Raw genomic sequence first — 19,202 nt, 5'->3', positions numbered from 1 at the left:
CTCCTTTGATTGGATTTTTCTTATGCTTATCTTTTAATATACCACTACAGGAACGCCTTTTTCAATGTTATTGAAAATCTTTTCTGCATTGGCAGGCGGTGTGTTGACACAGCCATGAGAACCATTATTCATATATTCAGAACCACCGAAGCTACTTCTCCAGCTTGCGTCATGAATTCCTGTATTGGCATAAAACGGCAGCCAGTATTTTACCGGGGAACTGTAATTTTCACCCACTAAGGTTGCCTCTCTTTCCTTATACATAATTGCATACACACCAGTGTGTGTATCCCAGCCTTTATTATGATTTCCGGTTACCACATCTGTATCCACCAAAAGCTGTCCGTCCTTAAAGAACCACATATGCTGCTTTGCCAGACTGATTTCCACATAGGTATTGCCAATTTCATCTGTTTCTCTGTGATAACCTCTGTATGTATATTCCGGCTCAATGGTCTGGGACTGTCCGCTTTTAATCGCTTCAATAATCTTTGCTGTAGTATCGTTTGGTGCAATCAGCCAGCCGTAATCCCCTCCTGATACGGTAATGGTTTCACCTGTTGCAGTTTTAAACTGACGGGAACTTCCGAAGGTGTCATATTTGTACTTTAACTGCTGTACATATTCCTTTACCTTTGCCTGGTCTAAAGTCACATTGCCCGCTTCATCGGTTGCCAGCCAATCCTTCATAACCTCTGCATTAATAACTTCCTTTCGGTCTGCAAAGTCCACGGTCACGGTTATCTGCAGGAATTGATTTCCCTGCTCTCTCTGTTTTGCCAGATTTTCATCTGTGCTTAATACCTTTGGACTGGTATAACAGCCCTCGTCCTCCAGATTCACTTCCTGGGCGCCGCTGTCTATGGCTTTTTTGATAACCTCTTTTACCTTTGCCTTGTCCACCTCTGTTCCCTGTGTTTCCGGAACAATTTCATATCCGGATTCCTTCACCTCCAGATGGGCATCCACAGGCTTTGTCATATTGGCGTCCTGCATACAGGCAAGAGCATCCACTGCCTGATTCAGGGCTTCCTCGTCATAGGAAGTTGCCGCGGACATGGTATAGTCCTTGTGATGGGCAAAGGATAAAAACCAGGTGAATGGATTCTGCTGCTTTTTCAGCTTCTTCACGGTATCGTCTTTGTGATATTCCATGCCAATCTGAGATGCGGAAATACTCTCTGTCTTGTCTTCCCGTTCCTGAATCACCAACTCAAAGGAAGCAATCTGCCCTTCAATGTCCCGCTCTACTTCCTCCACGGTCTTTCCGGCACTGTCTAAGCCGTTGATTTTAGAGCCGGGATAAAAATGCCCGGAATAATAAAACACACCGCCTGCATAAACAACTGCCAGTATTGCAAGATAGGCAATGAGAATACCCAGAACGATTTTTTTGGCTTTTTTATAGTTGCGTTTTTTTGATTTCTTTTTTGCCATATTCATCTACCCCTTATTCCTTTCTGTGCGTTTCAGTATAACATATTTTCAGAAAGATACCAATATGAAGAATGCCAAAAAAGCTGCCCACTAATCACTTAGTGCAGCAGCTTCTGAAATCAACCTTCCAGCATTGCCTTTAAGTCAGATATCTTGTTGATTTCCAAATAACTTACCAGCCCGTCCTTATCTAATTGTGCGCTTGCCGCCATATCCTGGGCTGTGCTTCTGTATCCCTGCCTTATAAAAAACCACAGCTTCAAAGGCATCTCCTCCCCCCCCAAAAAATTCTGAGAGTAAAGATACCTTTGCTCTGTGGTCTTCTCTTAATTGCAATCCACTTTTTTCTGTTTTCTTACGCTGTTTTTTCCTCTAAAAGCTTCTCAACGCTCACCAGCTTTACGCTCAGCACAAAAATTTCTGTAGCCAGCTTTAACTCTTCTACCGTAGGGAAACTTGGCGCAATACGGATATTGCTGTCATGCGGGTCTTTTCCATATGGATAGGTTGCTCCAGCGTCTGTCATCTTTACGCCTGCCTCCGCTGCTTTTGCAATAATCTTCTTTGCACAGCCGTCCATGGACTCAAAAGAGATAAAATATCCGCCCTTCGGTGTTGTCCATGTTCCGATTTCCGCACCCTGCAGTTCATTTTCCAGTGTAGTTTCCACGATTTCAAACTTCGGACGGAGAATCTCCGCATGTTTTTTCATGTGTCTGTGCATACCCACAATACCACCAAAGAAACGCACATGACGAAGCTGATTAATCTTATCATGTCCAATGGTCTGTACGGACATGTGCTTTCTGAAATCGTCCAGGTTTCTCTGAGAAGCCGCTACAGCCGCAATACCGGATCCCGGGAAGCTGACCTTTGAAGTAGATACAAATTTGTAAACCATATCCGGGTTGCCTGCCTTTTCACATTCGTCCAGAAGTTCCAGAAGAAAATCCTGCTTGTCATCATATAAATGATGTATACAATATGCATTATCCCAGAAAATACGAAAATCTTCTGCTGCCGGTTTCAGTCTTGCAAATCTCTTTACGGTTTCTGTGGAATAGGTAATTCCCTGTGGATTGGAATATTTCGGCACACACCAGATTCCCTTAATCGCCGGGTCTGTACTTACCAGTTCTTCTACCATATCCATATCCGGTCCTTCCGATGTCATGGGAACATTAATCATTTCAATTCCGAAATATTCTGTAATACGGAAATGGCGGTCATAACCCGGTACCGGACAGAGGAATTTTACCTTATCCAGCTTGCACCATGGAGTGCTTCCGCACACACCATGAGTCATAGAACGGGAAATGGTATCAAACATAACGTTCAGACTGGAATTTCCAAAAATTATAATATTTTCAGGAGGTACTTCTGTCATTTCCCCCAGCAGACGTCTTGCTTCAGGAATACCGTCCAAAAGCCCGTAGTTACGGCAGTCAATTCCGGCTTCGCATTTCAGTTTATCTGTACTTTTCAGTTCTTCCAGCATATCCATGGCAAGCTCTAACTGCTGCTTGGAGGGTTTTCCTCTGGACATATCAAGATTTAATCCTTTTGCTTTCACTTCTTCAAACTGCACTTCCAATTCGGCTTTCATTGCCTGCAGTTGTTCCTGACTGAGTTCTCTGTAAGGTGTCATGGCTTTCCTCCCGGTGTTTTATTTTTATTCGTTGCTTCCTATTGTATGATAACATATGACTTTATGTCAAGGGATTCCTGCATTTTTATTACATTTCCGCCAATATACGCCTTACAGATTTCTATATATGCAATTTTTTATATTTACACCTGCATTTTACTTAACATAGTAGTGTATTAATGTGTTCCGAAAGTCTTTAATCCCCCTCCCTTTTCCCTCTTGGTCTGCATTTTCCCAGAAGCAGTAAAAACTCATGCATCAAAAGAGGCACTGCAGAAAGCCCCAGAAGAAACTGCCACTGTGGAAACGACAATCGCACAGTACCAAAAGCCTGCACAAGGCAGGGAATTTCTGTCACCATGAGCTGCAGCCCCAATCCCAGACCAAACGCGACAATCATAAAAGGATTTTCCAAATGTTTCATGGCGAAAACGGATTTTCTGTTATCCCGCATGCCAATGGCATGAAAAAGCTGTGAAACACCCAGCACAGTAAATGCATACGTCTGTCCTCCCCTGTAAAAAGCATACAGTGTGATTCCGGCAATCAGCATTCCATAGAAAACCGTAAAAAGCCAGCCGCCATGAGCAAACAATCCTTCCCTGGGATTTCGAGGTTTCTCCTTCATCAAAGCTTTGGAGTCATTTTTATCCACTCCTAATGCCAAGGGCAGGAAGCGAATCTGTAATCAGATTCACCCAAAGAATGTGACTGGCTTTCAGTGGCGTAGGCAGCCCCAGGCAGACGGCAACAAACATGGTAATAATTTCTCCGAAATTGGAAGACAACAAAAAGAGAATGGATTTTTTGATATTTACATAAATACTCCGGCCTTCTTCCATCGCCTTTTCTATGGTAGAGAAATTATCGTCTGTGAGAATCATGTCTGCCGCATTTTTTGCCACATCTGTGCCGTTTTGCCCCATGGCAATGCCGATATCTGCTGCCTGCAGAGAGGGCGCATCGTTTACACCATCTCCGGTCATTGCCACAATTTCCCCGTTTTTGCGAAACCGCTGGACAATTTTCACCTTATGGGCAGGGGTAACCCTGGCAAACACCCGAATATTCTTCATGTTTTGGGCAAATGCCTCCTCGCTCATTTCGTCCAGTTCCTGCCCTGTCACACACTGACTTATGGACTGGGCAATACCTGTCTTCTGCGCAATAGCAAAAGCAGTGTCCTTATAATCTCCGGTAATCATAACAACCTGCACCCCTGCCTGCTTTAAGACTTTTACGGACTGCAGAGTTTCCTTTCTGGGCGGATCCAGCATACCTGCCATTCCTGCAAAAATCAGATTTTCTGTCAGACCTTTTTCTGTTTTATTTGAAATTCGCTCTCGATAAGCAAGGGCAAGGACACGAAGTCCGTCCCGTGCCATACGCTCCATTGCCATACGGATTTTCATTTTTCTCGCCTGAGTCATCGGTTCTGCCCGGTCACGCAGTTCCACAAAAGAACATTTTTCCAGAATATAGTCACAGGCGCCTTTTACATACACGGTTTCATAATTCTGAGTTTTATGCACACTTGCCATATATTTTTTCTCTGAATCAAAAGGGATTTCAAAGGTGCGGGGATATTGATGTAAAAGCTGTTCTCGGTCATAGCCCAATTCTTTTCCCATGTGCAGAAGCGCCAGCTCTGTAGCATCCCCGATTTCCTGCTCTCCCAGCACACTATTATTACATAGAAGAAACCCCTGTATCAGTCTGGGAAATTCCCATTTCCGCACACTGGACAGGGACAACTGCGTATCGTTGGCATAAACCTCTGTAACCTTCATTTTATTTTCTGTAAGAGTTCCTGTCTTATCTGAACAGACAACCCCTACAGAACCCAGGGTTTCTACTGCAGGCAGTTTACGGATAATGGTATTTACCTTTACCATGCGGGCAACGCCAAGAGCCAGAACAATGGTGACAACTGCTGGAAGCCCTTCGGGAATGGCTGCCACAGCCAGGGAAATGGCAAGAAGCAGCATTTGCAGAAGATTTCTGTGCTGTACCAGACCCAGCAAGAACAGTGCCCCACAAAGAACCACAGCTACAATGCTAAGAAGCTTTCCCAGATCTCCCAGACGCTTCTGCAAGGGTGTCAGTTCTCCGGTAACTTCGTTTATCATACCTGCAATTTTTCCAAGTTCCGTATCCATACCCGTGGCTGTAACAACACCTTCTCCGCTGCCCTTCATGATTTCAGAGGACATGTATGCCATGTTTCTCCTCTCTGCTGCGGTAAGATTTTTCGGCATAACTGCCGCTGTTTTGGATACAGGGAGGGATTCCCCGGTAAGAGCAGATTCATTGACGGAAAGTCCCTGAACAGACAGAAGACGAATATCTGCCGGTACCTGATTGCCGGCTTTTAGCTGTACTACATCTCCCTTTACCAGATGTGCGGCAGGAATCCTTTTATATATGCCGTCTCTTTTTACAATTGCCGAGGGCGCAGTCATTTTTTTCAGGGCTTCCATCGCTCTTCTGGCTTTTCCCTCCTGTATGACCCCCACTGTAGTATTCAAAACAATCACTGCCAGAATAATCGCGGTATCACTGAACTCTCTCAGCAATATGGAAATGGAAGCTGCAATAAAAAGAATGAAAATCATGGGGTCGTTTATCTGCGCCTGTATCATATCCCATATGGTCTGTTCTCGGGCCTTCTTCAAAACATTGCCGCCGTCTTTCTGCAGGCGATGCCCCGCCTCTGCTTCTGACAGACCGTTTTTCTCATCTGTGCCAAAGGACTTGCACAGTTCTTTGGGAGTTAAAGTTTCGTACATGCTGACACCTCCTGCAAGAACAAAAGCTCTAACTCAATGTATGCGGGCAGGAGGTGGGGATATGCCTTATCTCTTTTGCTTCAAATATTGATATTTTCGTATCTGCCCCCGCAGTACTTCCAATACACGCTGCTTCACAGTGTCATCATAGCCTTCTGCCTTTTCCAGATAATCGGCTTTATACCACAATTTTCCGTCAGACCACTTCAGCTGATTGCCTTTAGAAGAATTTCGTATATTCACCAGCTGTTTTTCCTGCAGCTTAATCACTCTATCACCTCAATCCACTGCTGATCCTCTGCCATGCGCCCTTGCGTTTTCCCAATAATCTGTAATGGGTCATAGCAATCCAGTCTGCAAGTAAAGAGCCGTTTCTATCCTCTAATACCTCATACCTGTATGTTGTCTGTACTCCTCCAGCAGCTTTCTTCCCATTTCCATACCAGGAAACACAAAGTCCTCCAGACTTCTTACCGGCATAATCCCCAGAAGAGAATTGGTCACAAACATTTCGTCAAAGGAATGCACCATTTCCGGTAAAATAATTTCTTCCTGAATGTCATAACGTTCATACATATACTGCCGCAAAATTCCCGGAAGCATACCACAGGATAAAGGAGGGGCAAAAATCTCCCCCTCTTTTACAAAGAACACATTGGTCGTTGCGCCTTCCGAAAGCTCTCCTCTGGTGTTTAAAAATACAGGTTCCTGAATTCCTTCCGCTTTTACTCTGCGTTTTTCTAAAATACAATCCCCGTAATTTAAGGTTTTATGATACGTCAGAGGAGAAGTTTCATTTCTGCGAACATTGGCATAGCCTGTTATAAATCCCTGCTCATAATCCTGTTCCGTATAAGTATTTTCCCTTACGCTCACCAGTCTGTTCTCTTTAGAAACTGTAATTTTCAGCGCTTTTCTTCCTGTCTGTATTTCCGGTTTTTTAAGAACTTCCTGTACATTTTCCCGAATCTCTCCGAAATCTATATGCAAATCAAAAAATTCCAGAGCATGCTCAAGAACGGGTGTAATGCTCTTCTAAGAATACAGGTTCTCCCTCTTCCACTGCAATGGTTTCAAAAGCGCCCAGTCCAAAATAATATCCCTCGTCCGGTGTCATCATTTATACTTCCTCCCAAAGCGCTTCCAGAACGGCTCTGGCCTTCTGCAGCGTTTCCTCGTATTCAAATTCCAAATCCGACTCACAGGTAATACCGCCTCCAACGCCCAGATAATAACTATTATCCTTATGCACAGCCGTACGAATGACGATGTTTAAATCACAATTCCCGTCAAAGGAAAAGTACCCCATGGAGCCAGTATATAAATTGCGTCTGTCATTCTCCAGCTCGTCAATAATTTCCATTGCACGGATTTTCGGCGCCCCGGTAATCGAACCGCCGGGAAAAGCGGCAGGAATTAAATCTACTGCGCTTAAACCTTCCTTCAATTTTCCCACAATGGTTGTTACCAGATGAAAATACCGTGGCATAAGTTTCCACTGCAAAATGCTCCGTAACCTGCACACTGCCCGGCTGACACACATGATTTAAGTCATTCCGTTCCAAATCCACAATCATCAAAAGTTCACTGCGGTCCTTAGAAGAATTTTGAAGCTCTTCTTTCAGATTTGCATCTTCTTCTGGGGTTTCCCCTCTTCTTCTTGTTCCTTTAATAGGACGGGTTTCAATTTCTCCATTTTTCACCTGCATAAAACGTTCTGGAGAAGCACTGACAATCTGAAAATCTCCTCCCTGGAAATACCCGCCAAATGGCGCAGGATTATGAGTTCGCAGATAGCGATAGACGTCATACGGCTTCTTTTGGCTGTTTACCGTAAGCTGCTGGGTCATATTTGCAATATAAACGTCCCCTTCTATAATGTAGGAAATCATGCGGTCAATGGCATTTTTGTAATCCTCTTTTGTAAAATTAGGGGAAAATTCTGCAAGTTGAGTATGCTTTACAGGCCTTTCAACCGGAGTGCAATTACGGATTTCTTCCATAAGATGAGCAATTCCTGCGTCCGCATCGCCTGTTTCCCCTCTTGCTGTAAGATACAGAGTCTTCTCCTGCTTATCCTCAATAATAAGAAAATCATAAAATACAAACAAAGCCTCTGGAATTTCCAGTTTCTTATCATGATGGCTCTCTATATGTTCAAACTTCCTGCCGTAATCATAAGAAAAATACCCTAATGCCCCGGAAACCAAAGGCAGCTTTGTAGGATTCTCTTCCCTGTATTTTATCAGATACTGTTTCAGAAGAACTTCCATAGTTTCCTGGCAGGGCTCTCCGTTTTTATAACAAATCCCATCTTCCTCCTTGAGAATCAAATAGGGATTTAATCCAATTATGGAATACTGTCCCAGTTGGTTTTCCAGAGAGGAATCCAGAAATATTGCCATATTCCTATCCTTATAACACTCAAAAATATCTTCTGCTTTTCTGTAAAAATCCAGCTTACATACCTTTGTTTTCATGCTCTCTCCACCACTCCCTACTTATTTTTACAAAATTTTCCAAAAGCTCATGTCCATACTGTGTCAACACTGCTTCCGGGTGAAACTGAACGCCATATACAGGAAATTTGCTGTGATGAAGCCCCATAATCACACCGTCCCCGGTACGGGCATCTACCTCCAACTCCTGCGGAAAATTCTCATTACCCACTACCAGAGAATGATACCTGGTAACCTCATAGCTTTCCGGAAGCCCTTCAAAAAGCCCCTGCCTGTTTGTAAAAATCTCTGTAACCTTCCCATGCATGGGTCTTTCTCCCTTGTGAACTTCCGCACCAAATACATGACCGATAATCTGATGTCCCAGACATATCCCCAAAATAGGAATTTTCGGTGCCAGTTTTTCCACAATTTCATTGCAGTTTCCACAGTCCTTTGGGCTTTTAGGCCCCGGAGAGATAATCACCCCCTCCAGCATTCCCTGATTCAGCAATTCTTCGATTTTTTCTGCCGTGATTTTATCATTTCGCACCAATTCCACCTGTTCTCCACATTCTTCCATATAACAGGCAAGGTTGTACACAAAAGAATCATAATTATCAACCATTAAATACATACACTTCTCCTATCTCCTTCAATACATAAAAAGACTGCCTGAAAAAGACTCTTCCTTTTGAAAGAACCTTTTCCGGCAGTCTTCCGAATATCGGGCACACCTGATATTTTTTTGTTGCTTCATTGTATCACAAGTGTGTTCGGGCTGTCTATTTATTTTTTATAAACCACTTTTATTGCTTATATGTGGCTCTGTTGATTTTCCCTTGCATTTTTGACTAAATAATCCCCTTATCCTTTATCCATTCTGGCAACGTATGGGATAACCGAACAACTTTCCCCTTTTTTAAGATAGCAAAACGACGAAACTCCTCTGTATTATCATAAAAAGCAACCAAATCACACACTTGAAAAGTTTCTTTTAAATTAGAGATTCCTTTCAATAACTTCTCGCTGGTTCTGCTTCCAGTACTAATTACAGAGTATCTTCTGGTTTTAATTTTTCTATTTCCTGGTATAATTTTTCATATTTTTTCACATTTCTGCGCCCTGACCTCTTCCAGCCTTTCTTTTGAAATATGCAGCTTTTCCATTAACACCTCATCGTCCAAAACCCCCAGAAGATTCCGGATTACTTCTGCTTCCTTTTCGTTCATTCCCTCTTCTCTTCCCTCTTTTCTTCCTTCTTTTCTCCCTTTTGTTTCTCCCTCTATCAATCCGGCCTCTCTTCCTTCTTTTACCAGCATTTCTCCCAATCTCGTCATCTTCATTCCCTCCACAAACTCTTCCATATCAATACTTTCTAAAAACTTATCTGCCATTGCATATATCACCGCCTCTATCTTCTGTATTTCTTCTTTTGTAACTGCCGTTTCTCCCTTGGTAATCTCATAGGCTGTCTGCAGCCTCTGTTTCATTCCCATTTCTCCTCCCATAAGAGGACACAGAGTCAGACGCACCAGCTCTTCCCTTGTAATTGCTTTCCCTGTCTTCTTTTTCTCAATCAGTTCCTCCAGAAAAGTATCTGCATTTTCCTTGCTCATAATGAGCGGCACAATGCGATAGGTGTTAATTCCCTCTGTAAATTCTGTCATGGGATTCTGTATCTTCCCGGAAAACAGCACATAAGTGGTCACGCTCACCCCATACTGCCTGCTGGCAGCTGCCTCATACTGGCGGAACCGCTTCAGTCCTGCAAGTCCTTCATTTTTACTCTGGAATTCAAAATGCTTCCAGGAACCGTCCTCCATAATCAGGTTGGTGTCCTGATACAGTTTCTGAATTTCCAGATGTACCTGCTCTGTAGGGGCAAAGCCCACTACCTTTCCCTCAATCCCCCAAAAGGGCAGCAGCTCTTCTGCAAAGAAATGCATAGCTGTCTTTAAAGCCGCGTCCTCATGCTGGGATGCTCTGGAAACAGATCCTTTTGTTCCTTTCTTCCTTTCGTTTTCTGACATATTTTGTCCCTTTCCGGTAAAAAGTGTACAGAGAAAGCTCTTTGCCTACAATATAGCAAAGAAAGCCTTTATGGGCAATGTTTTTACCGTTTCCTTTCTTCTCTTTTCTTACCATTAAAAATGAAATACCTGTTCTGAATATCCCGCTGATTTGCGGATAAAGATGCTACTTTGAAATAGCTTAAATGTGTTTATGAAATGAATTTCTCTCTGTCACAGTGCCATTGCCGATGAATACATTTTAGCCCCTGATAATCTTTCTGTCAATCTTTTTCTCTCTGTCTACTTGAACTTGAGCTCCCCTTGATACCTCAATCCCTCCTTGCCTGCTTCCCTTCCTTCTGTTATACTAAGAGCGACCATATTGCAGCGTTTCTGACGCTGTCCACTTATTATAGAAGAAACACGTTATGAATAAATACAATATTTACAGAAAGGACGATTCTGCCATGTGGATTGCCAATCAATGGAAAGATTATGAAATTATAGACACTTCAAAAGGAGAAAAGCTGGAACGCTGGGGCGATTACCTTCTGGTGCGCCCGGACCCACAGGTCATCTGGGACACCCCAAAAACACACAAAGGCTGGAAGAAAATGAACGGTCACTACCACCGCAGCAAAAAAGGCGGCGGAGAATGGGAGTTTTTTGACTTGCCGGAGCAGTGGACCATTCAGTACAAGAGCCTGACCTTTAACTTAAAACCCTTCAGCTTTAAACACACCGGTCTTTTTCCGGAGCAGGCGGCAAACTGGGACTGGTTCTCCGAAAAAATTAAAAATGCCGGACGTCCCATTAAAGTATTAAATCTCTTTGCCTACACCGGAGGCGCAACCCTGGCAGCCGCTGCGGCAGGCGCGGCTGTTACCCATGTAGACGCCTCTAAAGGCATGGTTTCCTGGGCAAAGGAAAACGCAGTATCCTCAGGACTGAAGGACGCACCTATTCGCTGGCTGGTGGATGACTGCGTAAAATTTGTAGAGCGGGAAATCCGCAGAGGAAACAAATACGATGCCATTATCATGGACCCGCCTTCTTACGGAAGAGGCCCCAAGGGGGAAATCTGGAAAATTGAGGACGCCATTCACCCTCTGATTAAACTGTGTACCCAGATTCTCTCTGATGACCCACTGTTTTTCCTTGTAAACTCCTATACCACAGGACTTGCACCTGCAGTACTGACCTACATGCTGGCAACAGAATTAAGGAAATTCAACGGAACCGTAGATTCACAGGAAATCGGACTTCCTGTAACCCAGAGCGGACTGGTACTGCCCTGCGGCGCTTCAGGACGATGGGAAGCAGGAAAATAAACCATGAAAAAGAAAATTCTGATTATTACCACAGGCGGCACTCTTGCCTGTGTACCCGACGAAAAAGGACTGACGCCGGGACTCTCCAGCAAGGATATTCTCTCCTATATTTCCGATATCACAGATTTCTATGATGTGGATTTTCTGGAGCTTTTCCAACTGGACAGTGCAAATATTCAGCCCTCCAACTGGCAGACCATTGCCAAAACTATTTACGAGCAGTATATGACCTATGACGGAATCGTAATTTTCCATGGAACAGACACCATGGCATACACTTCCTCCGCCTTGTCCTTTATGCTGCCCAACATTCCTATTCCTGTAGTTATTACAGGAAGCCAGCTTTCTATTATGAATCCTCTGGCAGACGCTGTGGAGAACTGCCGCTGCGCCATTCACATGGCAGGCAGCGAAATGCCGGGAATCTTCCTTGCTTTTAACCGCAAGGTAATCCTTGGAACCAGAGCGTCCAAGGTACGCACTACCAGTTTTCATGCCTTTGAAAGCATCAACTATCCCTATGTGGGAGAAGTCAATTCCTGGGGACTGGACTTGCGGCGTTCCTATATCCCCGGCCCAAGGGGCAAATGTACACTGGAAACAAAACTGGAAGAAAAAGTCTTTCTTATTAAATTAGTGCCCGGCTTTGACGGTAAAATTTTCCAGCTTCTCTTTGAACAGGGCTACCGGGGACTGATTATCGAAGCCTTTGGCATGGGCGGCATGCCCACGCTCTCCTCTGAGGTTATTGACGACTTAAAGGACGTAATCCAAAAAGGCATGATTGTGGTAGTAAAAAGCCAGTGTCCTTATGAGGGCAGCAATCTCTCTCTTTATGAAACAGGGAAAATTGCTCTGGATGCCGGAGTTTTCCAGGCCTATGACATGAGTACAGAGGCTGTGGTCACAAAGGTTATGTGGATTCTCGGAAAGCACTGGGAACGCAAAAAAATAGAAGAAATGTTTTACCGAAATCTGGCAGGGGAAATCACCCTTCCCGATGTTGCGGGAAACAGCTACAAAGGAGTGTAATTCTTGATTGTTAAAAATATTGTAATGTACCTGGTTGTTGTAAATCTGCTGGCATTTGCCTGCTTTGGCATTGACAAGCAAAAGGCAAAAATGCATCAGTGGAGAATCTCAGAAAAAGCCCTTCTGGGCATTGCCATTTGCGGCGGTTCCCTGGGCGCTATCTGCGGCATGCGGATTTTTCATCATAAAACAAAGCACCCCAAATTTTCTGTGGGGCTGCCGGTGATTCTACTGATTCAGGCAGTAGCGGCAATTATTGCATACACCATGTTCGGCTTATAAGGGGGAGATAAATTATGTACGGTTCAACATTTGGAAATATTTTTCGTATTACAACCTGGGGGGAATCTCATGGAAAAGGCATCGGCGTTGTGGTAGACGGCTGTCCTGCCGGACTTTCCCTTTCAGAAGAAGATATTCAACAATTTCTGGACAGAAGAAAGCCGGGACAGTCCCGATACACTACAAAGAGAAACGAAGCCGACCGGATAGAAATTCTCTCCGGCGTTTTTGAGGGCAAAACCACAGGGACTCCCATTTCCCTTATGGTATTCAATACTGACCAGCGTTCCCGGGATTACGGTGAAATTGCCAACTCCTACCGCCCCGGACATGCGGATTTAAACTATGACCGCAAATACGGATTTCGGGATTACAGAGGCGGCGGACGCTCCTCCGGCCGGGAAACTATTGGACGTGTAGCTGCCGGCGCCATTGCCGCAAAATTTTTAAAGGAGCTGGGGGTTTCTGTATCTGCATACGCCTGCTCCATCGGTCCTGTACAAATCAATCGGGAATACTTCTCAAAGGAAGAAATTTTAAACAATGCCCTTTACATGCCGGACGCACAGGCGGCACAGAAGGCACAGGAATATCTGGAAAAATGCATGAAGGAAACCAACTCCTCCGGGGGTATGGTAGAATGTGAAATCACCGGAGTTCCCGCAGGATTGGGAGAACCTGCCTTTGAAAAGCTGGACGCAGCTCTGGCAAAGGCCATGTTCTCTATCGGGGCTGTAAAAGGCTTCGAAATCGGGGAAGGCATGAACGCTGCCCGCCTGACCGGACTGGAAAACAATGATGCCTACCGCATGGACGAGGAAGGAAATATTGTCAAAAAGACCAACCATTCCGGAGGTATTACAGGAGGAATCAGTGACGGCACACCTATCCTTTTCCGGACAGCCTTTAAGCCTACCCCTTCTGTTGCAGCTCCTCAGGAAACCGTGAACCGACAGGGGGAAAACATAGAGCTTTGTATTAAGGGACGTCATGACCCCATTATTGTGCCAAGAGCCGTTGTTGTGGTGGAATCCATGGCAGCGCTGGTGCTTGCAGACGCTATGCTTGCCTCAATGACCACGCGTCTTGACAGAATCAAAGAATTTTTCGGAAAATAACCGTATTTTATACCTTCGCAGATTTCTCCTTTTCCTGAGTTTTCTGGGAAGGTTTTCTTTAGAAATTCTTTTGTTTTTTTACACGTCACTTTTTCATTTTGTATTTTATCATCTATAGCATAGACAGAGGAACAGGAGATAGTACCATGGACATGAATCACATTTTAATTGTAGAAGACGACAAAGATATCAGGGAAGGAGTTGCCATTTATCTGAAGAGCCAGGGATATAAGGTTTTCATGGCAGGAGATGGCATGGAAGGGCTGAAGGTTCTGGAAAAAGAAGAAATTCATCTCGCCATTGTGGACATTATGATGCCCCGCATGGACGGCATTACCATGACTATGAAACTGCGTGAAAAACATGACTTTCCAGTGATTATGCTCTCCGCCAAATCCGAAGAGGTAGATAAGGTTATGGGATTGAACATCGGTGCAGATGACTATGTTACAAAGCCTTTCACCCCCATGGAATTAATGGCAAGAGTAAATTCCCAGATGCGAAGATATCGCCGTTTTATGGAAAAACTGCAGGCAAAGGAAGAGGAACGCACAGACACCATTTACACCATAGGAGGGTTGGAAGTAAATGAAAATACCTTTGAAGTCCGTGTAGATGACGTACCTGTAAAAATGACTCCCATGGAGTTTAAAATTCTTCTGTTGCTTATCAAAAATCCCGGAAGAGTATTCTCAGCCGATGAAATTTATGAGCGGGTATGGAACGAAAGAGCCATTAACACAGAAACCGTTATGGTGCATGTGCGGAATATCCGTGAAAAGATTGAGATTAATCCGAAGGAACCAAAATATTTAAAGGTGGTGTGGGGAGTTGGATACAAAATTGAAAAATTATCATAAACTGACAGCCGTTATTATGGCATTGGTGATTTTGCTGCCATCACTTGCCATGATGGTGATACGGCCTCATTATATCAGGCAGCAAAACAATCAGACAGATTCTTCTTATACAGATTCTGAGCTGATGTATCAGTTAATCAAGGACTGCTATGTACTCTATGGAGAAGAGGTGCAAAATGAAAGCGGAAAGGCCTTGCGCCCTTACGATATCTTCTTTGGCACAGGAAGCAAACAAGAAACGGAAAGTGATTTTGATAATGATAAGGAAGATTCGGAATACTCCGATTCTGAAAGTGTGGCCTATGATATGGAAAACAGATACGATGACTGGGAATCCGACTTTTCTACACTTCGCACCTACATGGAATACGATGTACTGGATACAGAAGATAAAGGCATCATTGATACCAACCGGGAAAGCACAGACAAAAGTCATTCTCTTTACCAGAGCCTTTCCCGTATGCGCTCTACCGGAGTGCTTGATAAAAATTCTGAATACGCCTTTGCTGCATTTGTAGAATACGGAAAAAGCGGAACTGTAAAATCTACTGCCTTCCTCTCTCACCAAAAAGACAATGCTTCTCAGATGCTCAATGAAATTGCAAAGCAAAACCCGGTAGAAGACTATGAGGACTATTACAATTTCCAAAAGCCCTTCCAGAAGCCATCAGAAAGAATCTACTGCTTTGCCATGACAAAAACAGCCATGGCTGCTTTCCAGGAGGACGGCTACGCAGACTTTTTCCTGACTGATGCGAACGGTGACAGTGATGATTTAATCGTTCTGTTTCTGGCTTTGGCAGGCTTTGTGGCTCTGGTGGCACTTCTGCTTCCGTTTATTAAGCCGCTGGAAACGGGCGATGAAAAAATCTTCCATGTACCATTTGAATTTGTGGCAACAGCCGGTATCATCGGTATGGGTACGGCCGCTGCCGTACTTTCTGATATCCGTGCGCTGAATTCCCGCTCCATTTACAATGTACTGACCAGCATCGGCGCACCGGAGGATATTTCAAATGTACTGCAATACGTTTGGGGACTTTTTGGCTGGATTTTCCTCTTTACCCTGTGCTACTGGGTTGTGGGTTGCCTGAGAAATATCTTTACCATGGGTGTCAAACAATACATCAGAGAACGGGTTCTTACCTATCGCCTCTGGCCGTGGCTGTGTAAAATCTGCCGTAGAACCTATGACAGTCTTCTACATATCAACCTGAAAGAAGACGGCAACCGCGCCTTACTGAAAATCGTGCTGATTAACTTTATTATCCTTGGCGTTATCAGTATGATGTGGGTCTTCGGAATCGGCGTGCTGGTATTTTACTCCATTGGTCTGTTCTTCCTGCTGCGGAAATATCTGCGGAAAATCCAGGGACAGTATGAGCTTCTTCTGGAAGCCACCAATGAACTTGCAAAGGGCAATTTAAACGGTACCATTCCAGAAGATTTAGGCGTGTTTGAACCCTTCCGCGAGGAAATCACAAAGATTCAGAATGGATTCAGCAAGGCTGTAGAAGAAGAGGTAAAAAGTACAAAGATGAAAACAGACCTGATTACCAATGTTTCCCATGACCTGAAAACACCTCTGACAGCGATTATCACTTATGTGGATTTACTGAAGCAGAAGGATTTACCGGAGGACGAGCGAAACCGTTATATCCAGATTCTGGATCAGAAAGCAAACCGTCTGAAATTCCTTATTGAAGACTTGTTTGAAATCAGTAAGGCAACCAGCAAGACCGTGACTTTAAACATCATGGACATTGATATTGTCAGCCTGCTGCGTCAGGTAAAACTGGAGCTTCAAGACAAAATAGCTGCCACAGACCTGGCATTCCGCTGGCAGCTTCCGGAAGAAAAAGTGATTCTTCCGCTGGACAGCCAGAGAACTTACCGGGTATTTGAAAACCTGCTGGTAAACATCACGAAATATGCAATGCCCGGAACACGCGTTTATATCAATATGGAAAACACAGAAAACCATGTGAAAATTTCCATGAAAAATATTTCCGCAACCGAGCTGGATTTTAATCCAAATGAGATTACCGAACGTTTTGTACGGGGAGATTCCTCCAGAAATACGGAGGGAAGCGGACTGGGTCTTGCCATTGCCAAAAGCTTTACCGAGCTGCAGGGCGGACGGCTGGAAGTCTTCACAGATGCTGATTTGTTTACTGTGGAAATTACGTTTTTGAAAAATTACTAATAAAATCGAGTAATAAAGAAGGCTGAATCCTTATACCAACCTTACCTTGTTCCATAAGAATTCAGCCTTGTTTTTGCTTCTACATATGTGTCTTTTTCCGCATTTCTTCTACCACATATTTCCCCCGAAAAATCCAAAGTCCGACAAAAACCAGGGCGGAAACAGCGCCGCAAAGCACGCAGAGGCGATGCATTTCAATCAATCCCACTGCCCAAAATAAAAGCTGCAAAAGCCCTGCTGCACATGTCAGTAAATAATAAATCATATAATAGGCTGCGGGTAGCTTCATAAGCTTTACCATTACTGTAAGCACCGGAAAAACCGCCAGAATCACAACCGGAATTCCGTATTCCAGGGACCAACCGCGGTAACCTGTAAGGAAATCCCAGAACACAAAAACACCACACAAAAGTACCATTTGCCAAAGTGTATTTTTCAAAAGGTTTCTTCTTTTTACAAAAGCCACTGTGGTAAGTATCCACATACACGTCACGGCTGCTGCCAAAAAACCGGCCCAGAATATTTTCATAGGAAACATAACATTGGCTGCCAGCCCAAGCACAATCAGTGCAATACAGCAAAAGGTGAACATCCGAAATCCAAGAAAAAGCCTGTTCTTCTGCTCTGTCAAATCTGGAAAAAGCTTCTCTTCCTCTTTGGCTTCTCCCTCTAATTTCCCCTGACAAAGAGGACATCTTTCATGAGGATTTTCTATAAAAACTCTGCACTTACTGCAATACTGCATGACTATTTTCCCCCTTTCCAGTCTTCTTCATTCCAGGAAATAATCCGTACCTTTGTACCGTTTTCTGTGAGTATACGGAAGAAATTCCGCTCCACAGGACTGTCTGCAAACTGGGAAGTAAAACTAATCGTCAGGTTATCCTCAAAGGAACACATGCAGATTTCCATTTTCGGCGTTGTGGTATAAAAATCGAACCAGTCTATATACTCCCCACATTCCTCCGGCATAGTGATTTTTCCAATATTGGAAAACACTGCCGTACCGTTTGCAGAGGACAATTTCGCCCCTGCCTGCATGCCCCACAGCTTCACCGGAAGAGGCAAAAGGCGCATAAACGGATTCTTTTCCATACGCATAAATCCATTCATTCTGGCAGCAATCCGCTCCGGCGTCAATTCCTTCTTAAAGAAGGCTGCTGTAAAGGCAATCACGTCCTCCAACTTCTCACTCTGTCTGGAAAAATCATATCCAATGTCAATCCACCCAAAGAAATTCCGCACAGAATCAGAAGGAAAATAGTTTCTCAGATTCACAGGAATCATCAGCGCCACCGGCTTTCTCTTCTGTTTTTCACTCATATCCTTTGCAATGGCACACAGGTATACAGCCGTAAGATATACCGTAAGAGTCGTACTATGGGCACGGGCAATTTTCAACAGCTCCTTTACAGATACAATCCCTTCTGTCAGGTGCAGCATGTGATATTCACTCTTTCTGTAATGCATTTGATGCGCCCGGTATCTGGGTATTTTTTCGTCCTTTCCCCTGTTAGAATAATACTTTTCAAAGCTGTCCTCTGAAAGCTCCGCCGCTGTGGCGTCCGGACGTATTTTTTCGGCAGATTCTCTGATTTTGTCAGGGTGTAATTCCTTCAGATAATAATAAAGCAGAGATTTCAGAAACTGCAAAGCCCCTGTTCCGTCTGTGAGCGCGTGATAAGTTTCCAGATTAATTCGCTTTTTGTAATACGTTACCTCAAACAGCAGATTTTTCTGATCACGAACATAAAGCTGGCTGCAGGGTGGCTTGTATTCCTCTCTTACCACAGGTCTTAAATAGGTTTCCTCCAGATAATTCCAAAACAATCCTCCCCTTAAAACACAGAGAAAAAGCTCATAGTCCTTTACGCATAAATCCAGAGCCTTCTGCAGCTTTTCCGGGTCTATTCCCTCCTTCATCTGACAGGAAATCCGAAAAACCCTCTCATCTTTTTTTCCGCTGGTAGCCGGAAATATCTTTGCCGGATTCTCCAGCGAACGCCATTTTCTTTCTCTTCCTGGCATACCTGCTCCCCCCTTCCT

Annotated in this window: 17 protein-coding genes and 1 pseudogene; 6 read left to right on the top strand and 12 right to left on the bottom strand. The window is 44.1% G+C overall.

Translation table 11 applies throughout. The features are described from left to right. Positions 1-33: 33 nt before the first annotated feature. From DQQ01_RS01930 to DQQ01_RS01890, 10 genes and pseudogenes are all read right to left on the bottom strand, one after another. On the bottom strand, positions 34-1,437 hold the full coding sequence (locus DQQ01_RS01930) for a L,D-transpeptidase family protein (RefSeq protein ID WP_111920798.1): 1,404 nt from the start codon (positions 1,435-1,437) through the stop codon (positions 34-36). 119 nt (positions 1,438-1,556) lie between these two features. Beyond that, complete coding sequence (locus DQQ01_RS15805) at positions 1,557-1,700, bottom strand: hypothetical protein (protein WP_162624219.1); 144 nt, start codon at positions 1,698-1,700, stop codon at positions 1,557-1,559. Between the two features lie 92 nt (positions 1,701-1,792). Continuing rightward, positions 1,793-3,085, bottom strand: coding sequence for an aspartate aminotransferase type Ic (locus tag DQQ01_RS01925; protein WP_111917957.1), 1,293 nt, complete (start codon positions 3,083-3,085; stop codon positions 1,793-1,795). A gap of 196 nt (positions 3,086-3,281) precedes the next feature. After that, positions 3,282-3,713, bottom strand: coding sequence for a cation transporting ATPase C-terminal domain-containing protein (locus DQQ01_RS18340; RefSeq protein WP_330407603.1), 432 nt, complete (start codon positions 3,711-3,713; stop codon positions 3,282-3,284). A gap of 19 nt (positions 3,714-3,732) precedes the next feature. Then, entirely contained in the window at positions 3,733-5,874 is a 2,142-nt protein-coding gene (locus DQQ01_RS01920) for a cation-translocating P-type ATPase (RefSeq protein ID WP_330407602.1), read from the bottom strand. Positions 5,875-5,940: 66 nt separating this feature from the next. Then, the gene (locus DQQ01_RS01915; protein ID WP_111917955.1) at positions 5,941-6,144 is read right to left on the bottom strand and encodes a hypothetical protein; all 204 of its coding nucleotides are present in this window, start codon (positions 6,142-6,144) and stop codon (positions 5,941-5,943) included. 111 nt (positions 6,145-6,255) lie between these two features. Continuing rightward, a complete protein-coding gene (locus tag DQQ01_RS01910) occupies positions 6,256-6,864 on the bottom strand; it encodes an aminotransferase class IV (RefSeq protein WP_242980485.1) in 609 nt (202 codons plus the stop codon). A gap of 130 nt (positions 6,865-6,994) precedes the next feature. Then, positions 6,995-8,354, bottom strand: a pseudogene (gene pabB, locus DQQ01_RS01905) (aminodeoxychorismate synthase component I). Further along, positions 8,335-8,949 (bottom strand): anthranilate synthase component II, encoded by a 615-nt coding sequence (locus tag DQQ01_RS01900; protein WP_111917953.1) that lies wholly within the window; start codon positions 8,947-8,949, stop codon positions 8,335-8,337. Before DQQ01_RS01900 ends, pabB begins: the two are co-directional and overlap by 20 nt. 463 nt (positions 8,950-9,412) lie before the next feature. Beyond that, positions 9,413-10,345, bottom strand: coding sequence for an RpnC/YadD family protein (locus DQQ01_RS01890; RefSeq protein WP_111917951.1), 933 nt, complete (start codon positions 10,343-10,345; stop codon positions 9,413-9,415). A gap of 449 nt (positions 10,346-10,794) precedes the next feature. Here DQQ01_RS01890 and DQQ01_RS01885 point away from each other — a divergent pair, with 449 nt between their 5' ends. From DQQ01_RS01885 to DQQ01_RS01860, 6 genes are all read left to right on the top strand, one after another. Then, on the top strand, positions 10,795-11,658 hold the full coding sequence (locus DQQ01_RS01885) for a class I SAM-dependent methyltransferase (protein WP_111920797.1): 864 nt from the start codon (positions 10,795-10,797) through the stop codon (positions 11,656-11,658). Between the two features lie 3 nt (positions 11,659-11,661). Continuing rightward, the gene (locus DQQ01_RS01880) at positions 11,662-12,690 is read left to right on the top strand and encodes an asparaginase (RefSeq protein WP_111917949.1); all 1,029 of its coding nucleotides are present in this window, start codon (positions 11,662-11,664) and stop codon (positions 12,688-12,690) included. Positions 12,691-12,693: 3 nt separating this feature from the next. After that, entirely contained in the window at positions 12,694-12,972 is a 279-nt protein-coding gene (locus tag DQQ01_RS01875; RefSeq protein WP_330407598.1) for a DUF1294 domain-containing protein, read from the top strand. Between the two features lie 14 nt (positions 12,973-12,986). Continuing rightward, the gene (gene aroC / locus DQQ01_RS01870) at positions 12,987-14,090 is read left to right on the top strand and encodes a chorismate synthase (protein WP_111917947.1); all 1,104 of its coding nucleotides are present in this window, start codon (positions 12,987-12,989) and stop codon (positions 14,088-14,090) included. Between the two features lie 146 nt (positions 14,091-14,236). Continuing rightward, a complete protein-coding gene (locus tag DQQ01_RS01865) occupies positions 14,237-14,950 on the top strand; it encodes a response regulator transcription factor (RefSeq protein ID WP_111917945.1) in 714 nt (237 codons plus the stop codon). Continuing rightward, on the top strand, positions 14,922-17,156 hold the full coding sequence (locus DQQ01_RS01860; protein WP_111917943.1) for a sensor histidine kinase: 2,235 nt from the start codon (positions 14,922-14,924) through the stop codon (positions 17,154-17,156). The genes DQQ01_RS01865 and DQQ01_RS01860 overlap by 29 nt, the downstream gene beginning before the upstream one ends. Before the next feature lie 79 nt (positions 17,157-17,235). Here DQQ01_RS01860 and DQQ01_RS01855 read toward each other — a convergent pair whose 3' ends face one another. Both DQQ01_RS01855 and DQQ01_RS01850 read right to left on the bottom strand, forming a co-directional pair. Further along, positions 17,236-17,901 carry a DUF6320 domain-containing protein gene (locus tag DQQ01_RS01855; protein WP_111917941.1) on the bottom strand — a complete coding sequence of 222 codons (666 nt, stop codon included), beginning with the start codon at positions 17,899-17,901 and terminating at the stop codon, positions 17,236-17,238. 2 nt (positions 17,902-17,903) lie between these two features. After that, positions 17,904-19,184, bottom strand: coding sequence for a condensation domain-containing protein (locus DQQ01_RS01850; protein WP_111917939.1), 1,281 nt, complete (start codon positions 19,182-19,184; stop codon positions 17,904-17,906). Positions 19,185-19,202: the final 18 nt, after the last annotated feature.

This window comes from Blautia argi, from assembly GCF_003287895.1.
GTDB lineage: Bacteria > Bacillota > Clostridia > Lachnospirales > Lachnospiraceae > Blautia > Blautia argi.
The sequence above is the reverse complement of the archived record's forward strand: the minus strand, read 5'-3'. Positions and strand labels throughout refer to the sequence as shown.

Bases quoted from the DNA above. Each gene is read 5' to 3' on its own strand.
- DQQ01_RS01920 (WP_330407602.1), bottom strand. From the start codon at position 5,874: ATGTACGAAACTTTAACTCCCAAAGAACTGTGCAAGTCCTTTGGCACA.
- DQQ01_RS01865 (WP_111917945.1), top strand. From the start codon at position 14,237: ATGGACATGAATCACATTTTAATTGTAGAAGACGACAAAGATATCAGG.
- DQQ01_RS01880 (WP_111917949.1), top strand. From the start codon at position 11,662: ATGAAAAAGAAAATTCTGATTATTACCACAGGCGGCACTCTTGCCTGT.
- DQQ01_RS01925 (WP_111917957.1), bottom strand. From the start codon at position 3,085: ATGACACCTTACAGAGAACTCAGTCAGGAACAACTGCAGGCAATGAAA.
- DQQ01_RS01885 (WP_111920797.1), top strand. From the start codon at position 10,795: ATGTGGATTGCCAATCAATGGAAAGATTATGAAATTATAGACACTTCA.
- DQQ01_RS01855 (WP_111917941.1), bottom strand. From the start codon at position 17,901: ATGCAGTATTGCAGTAAGTGCAGAGTTTTTATAGAAAATCCTCATGAA.
- DQQ01_RS01890 (WP_111917951.1), bottom strand. From the start codon at position 10,345: ATGTCAGAAAACGAAAGGAAGAAAGGAACAAAAGGATCTGTTTCCAGA.
- DQQ01_RS01850 (WP_111917939.1), bottom strand. From the start codon at position 19,184: ATGCCAGGAAGAGAAAGAAAATGGCGTTCGCTGGAGAATCCGGCAAAG.
- DQQ01_RS18340 (WP_330407603.1), bottom strand. From the start codon at position 3,713: ATGAAGGAGAAACCTCGAAATCCCAGGGAAGGATTGTTTGCTCATGGC.
- DQQ01_RS01900 (WP_111917953.1), bottom strand. From the start codon at position 8,949: ATGTATTTAATGGTTGATAATTATGATTCTTTTGTGTACAACCTTGCC.
- aroC (WP_111917947.1), top strand. From the start codon at position 12,987: ATGTACGGTTCAACATTTGGAAATATTTTTCGTATTACAACCTGGGGG.
- DQQ01_RS01930 (WP_111920798.1), bottom strand. From the start codon at position 1,437: ATGGCAAAAAAGAAATCAAAAAAACGCAACTATAAAAAAGCCAAAAAA.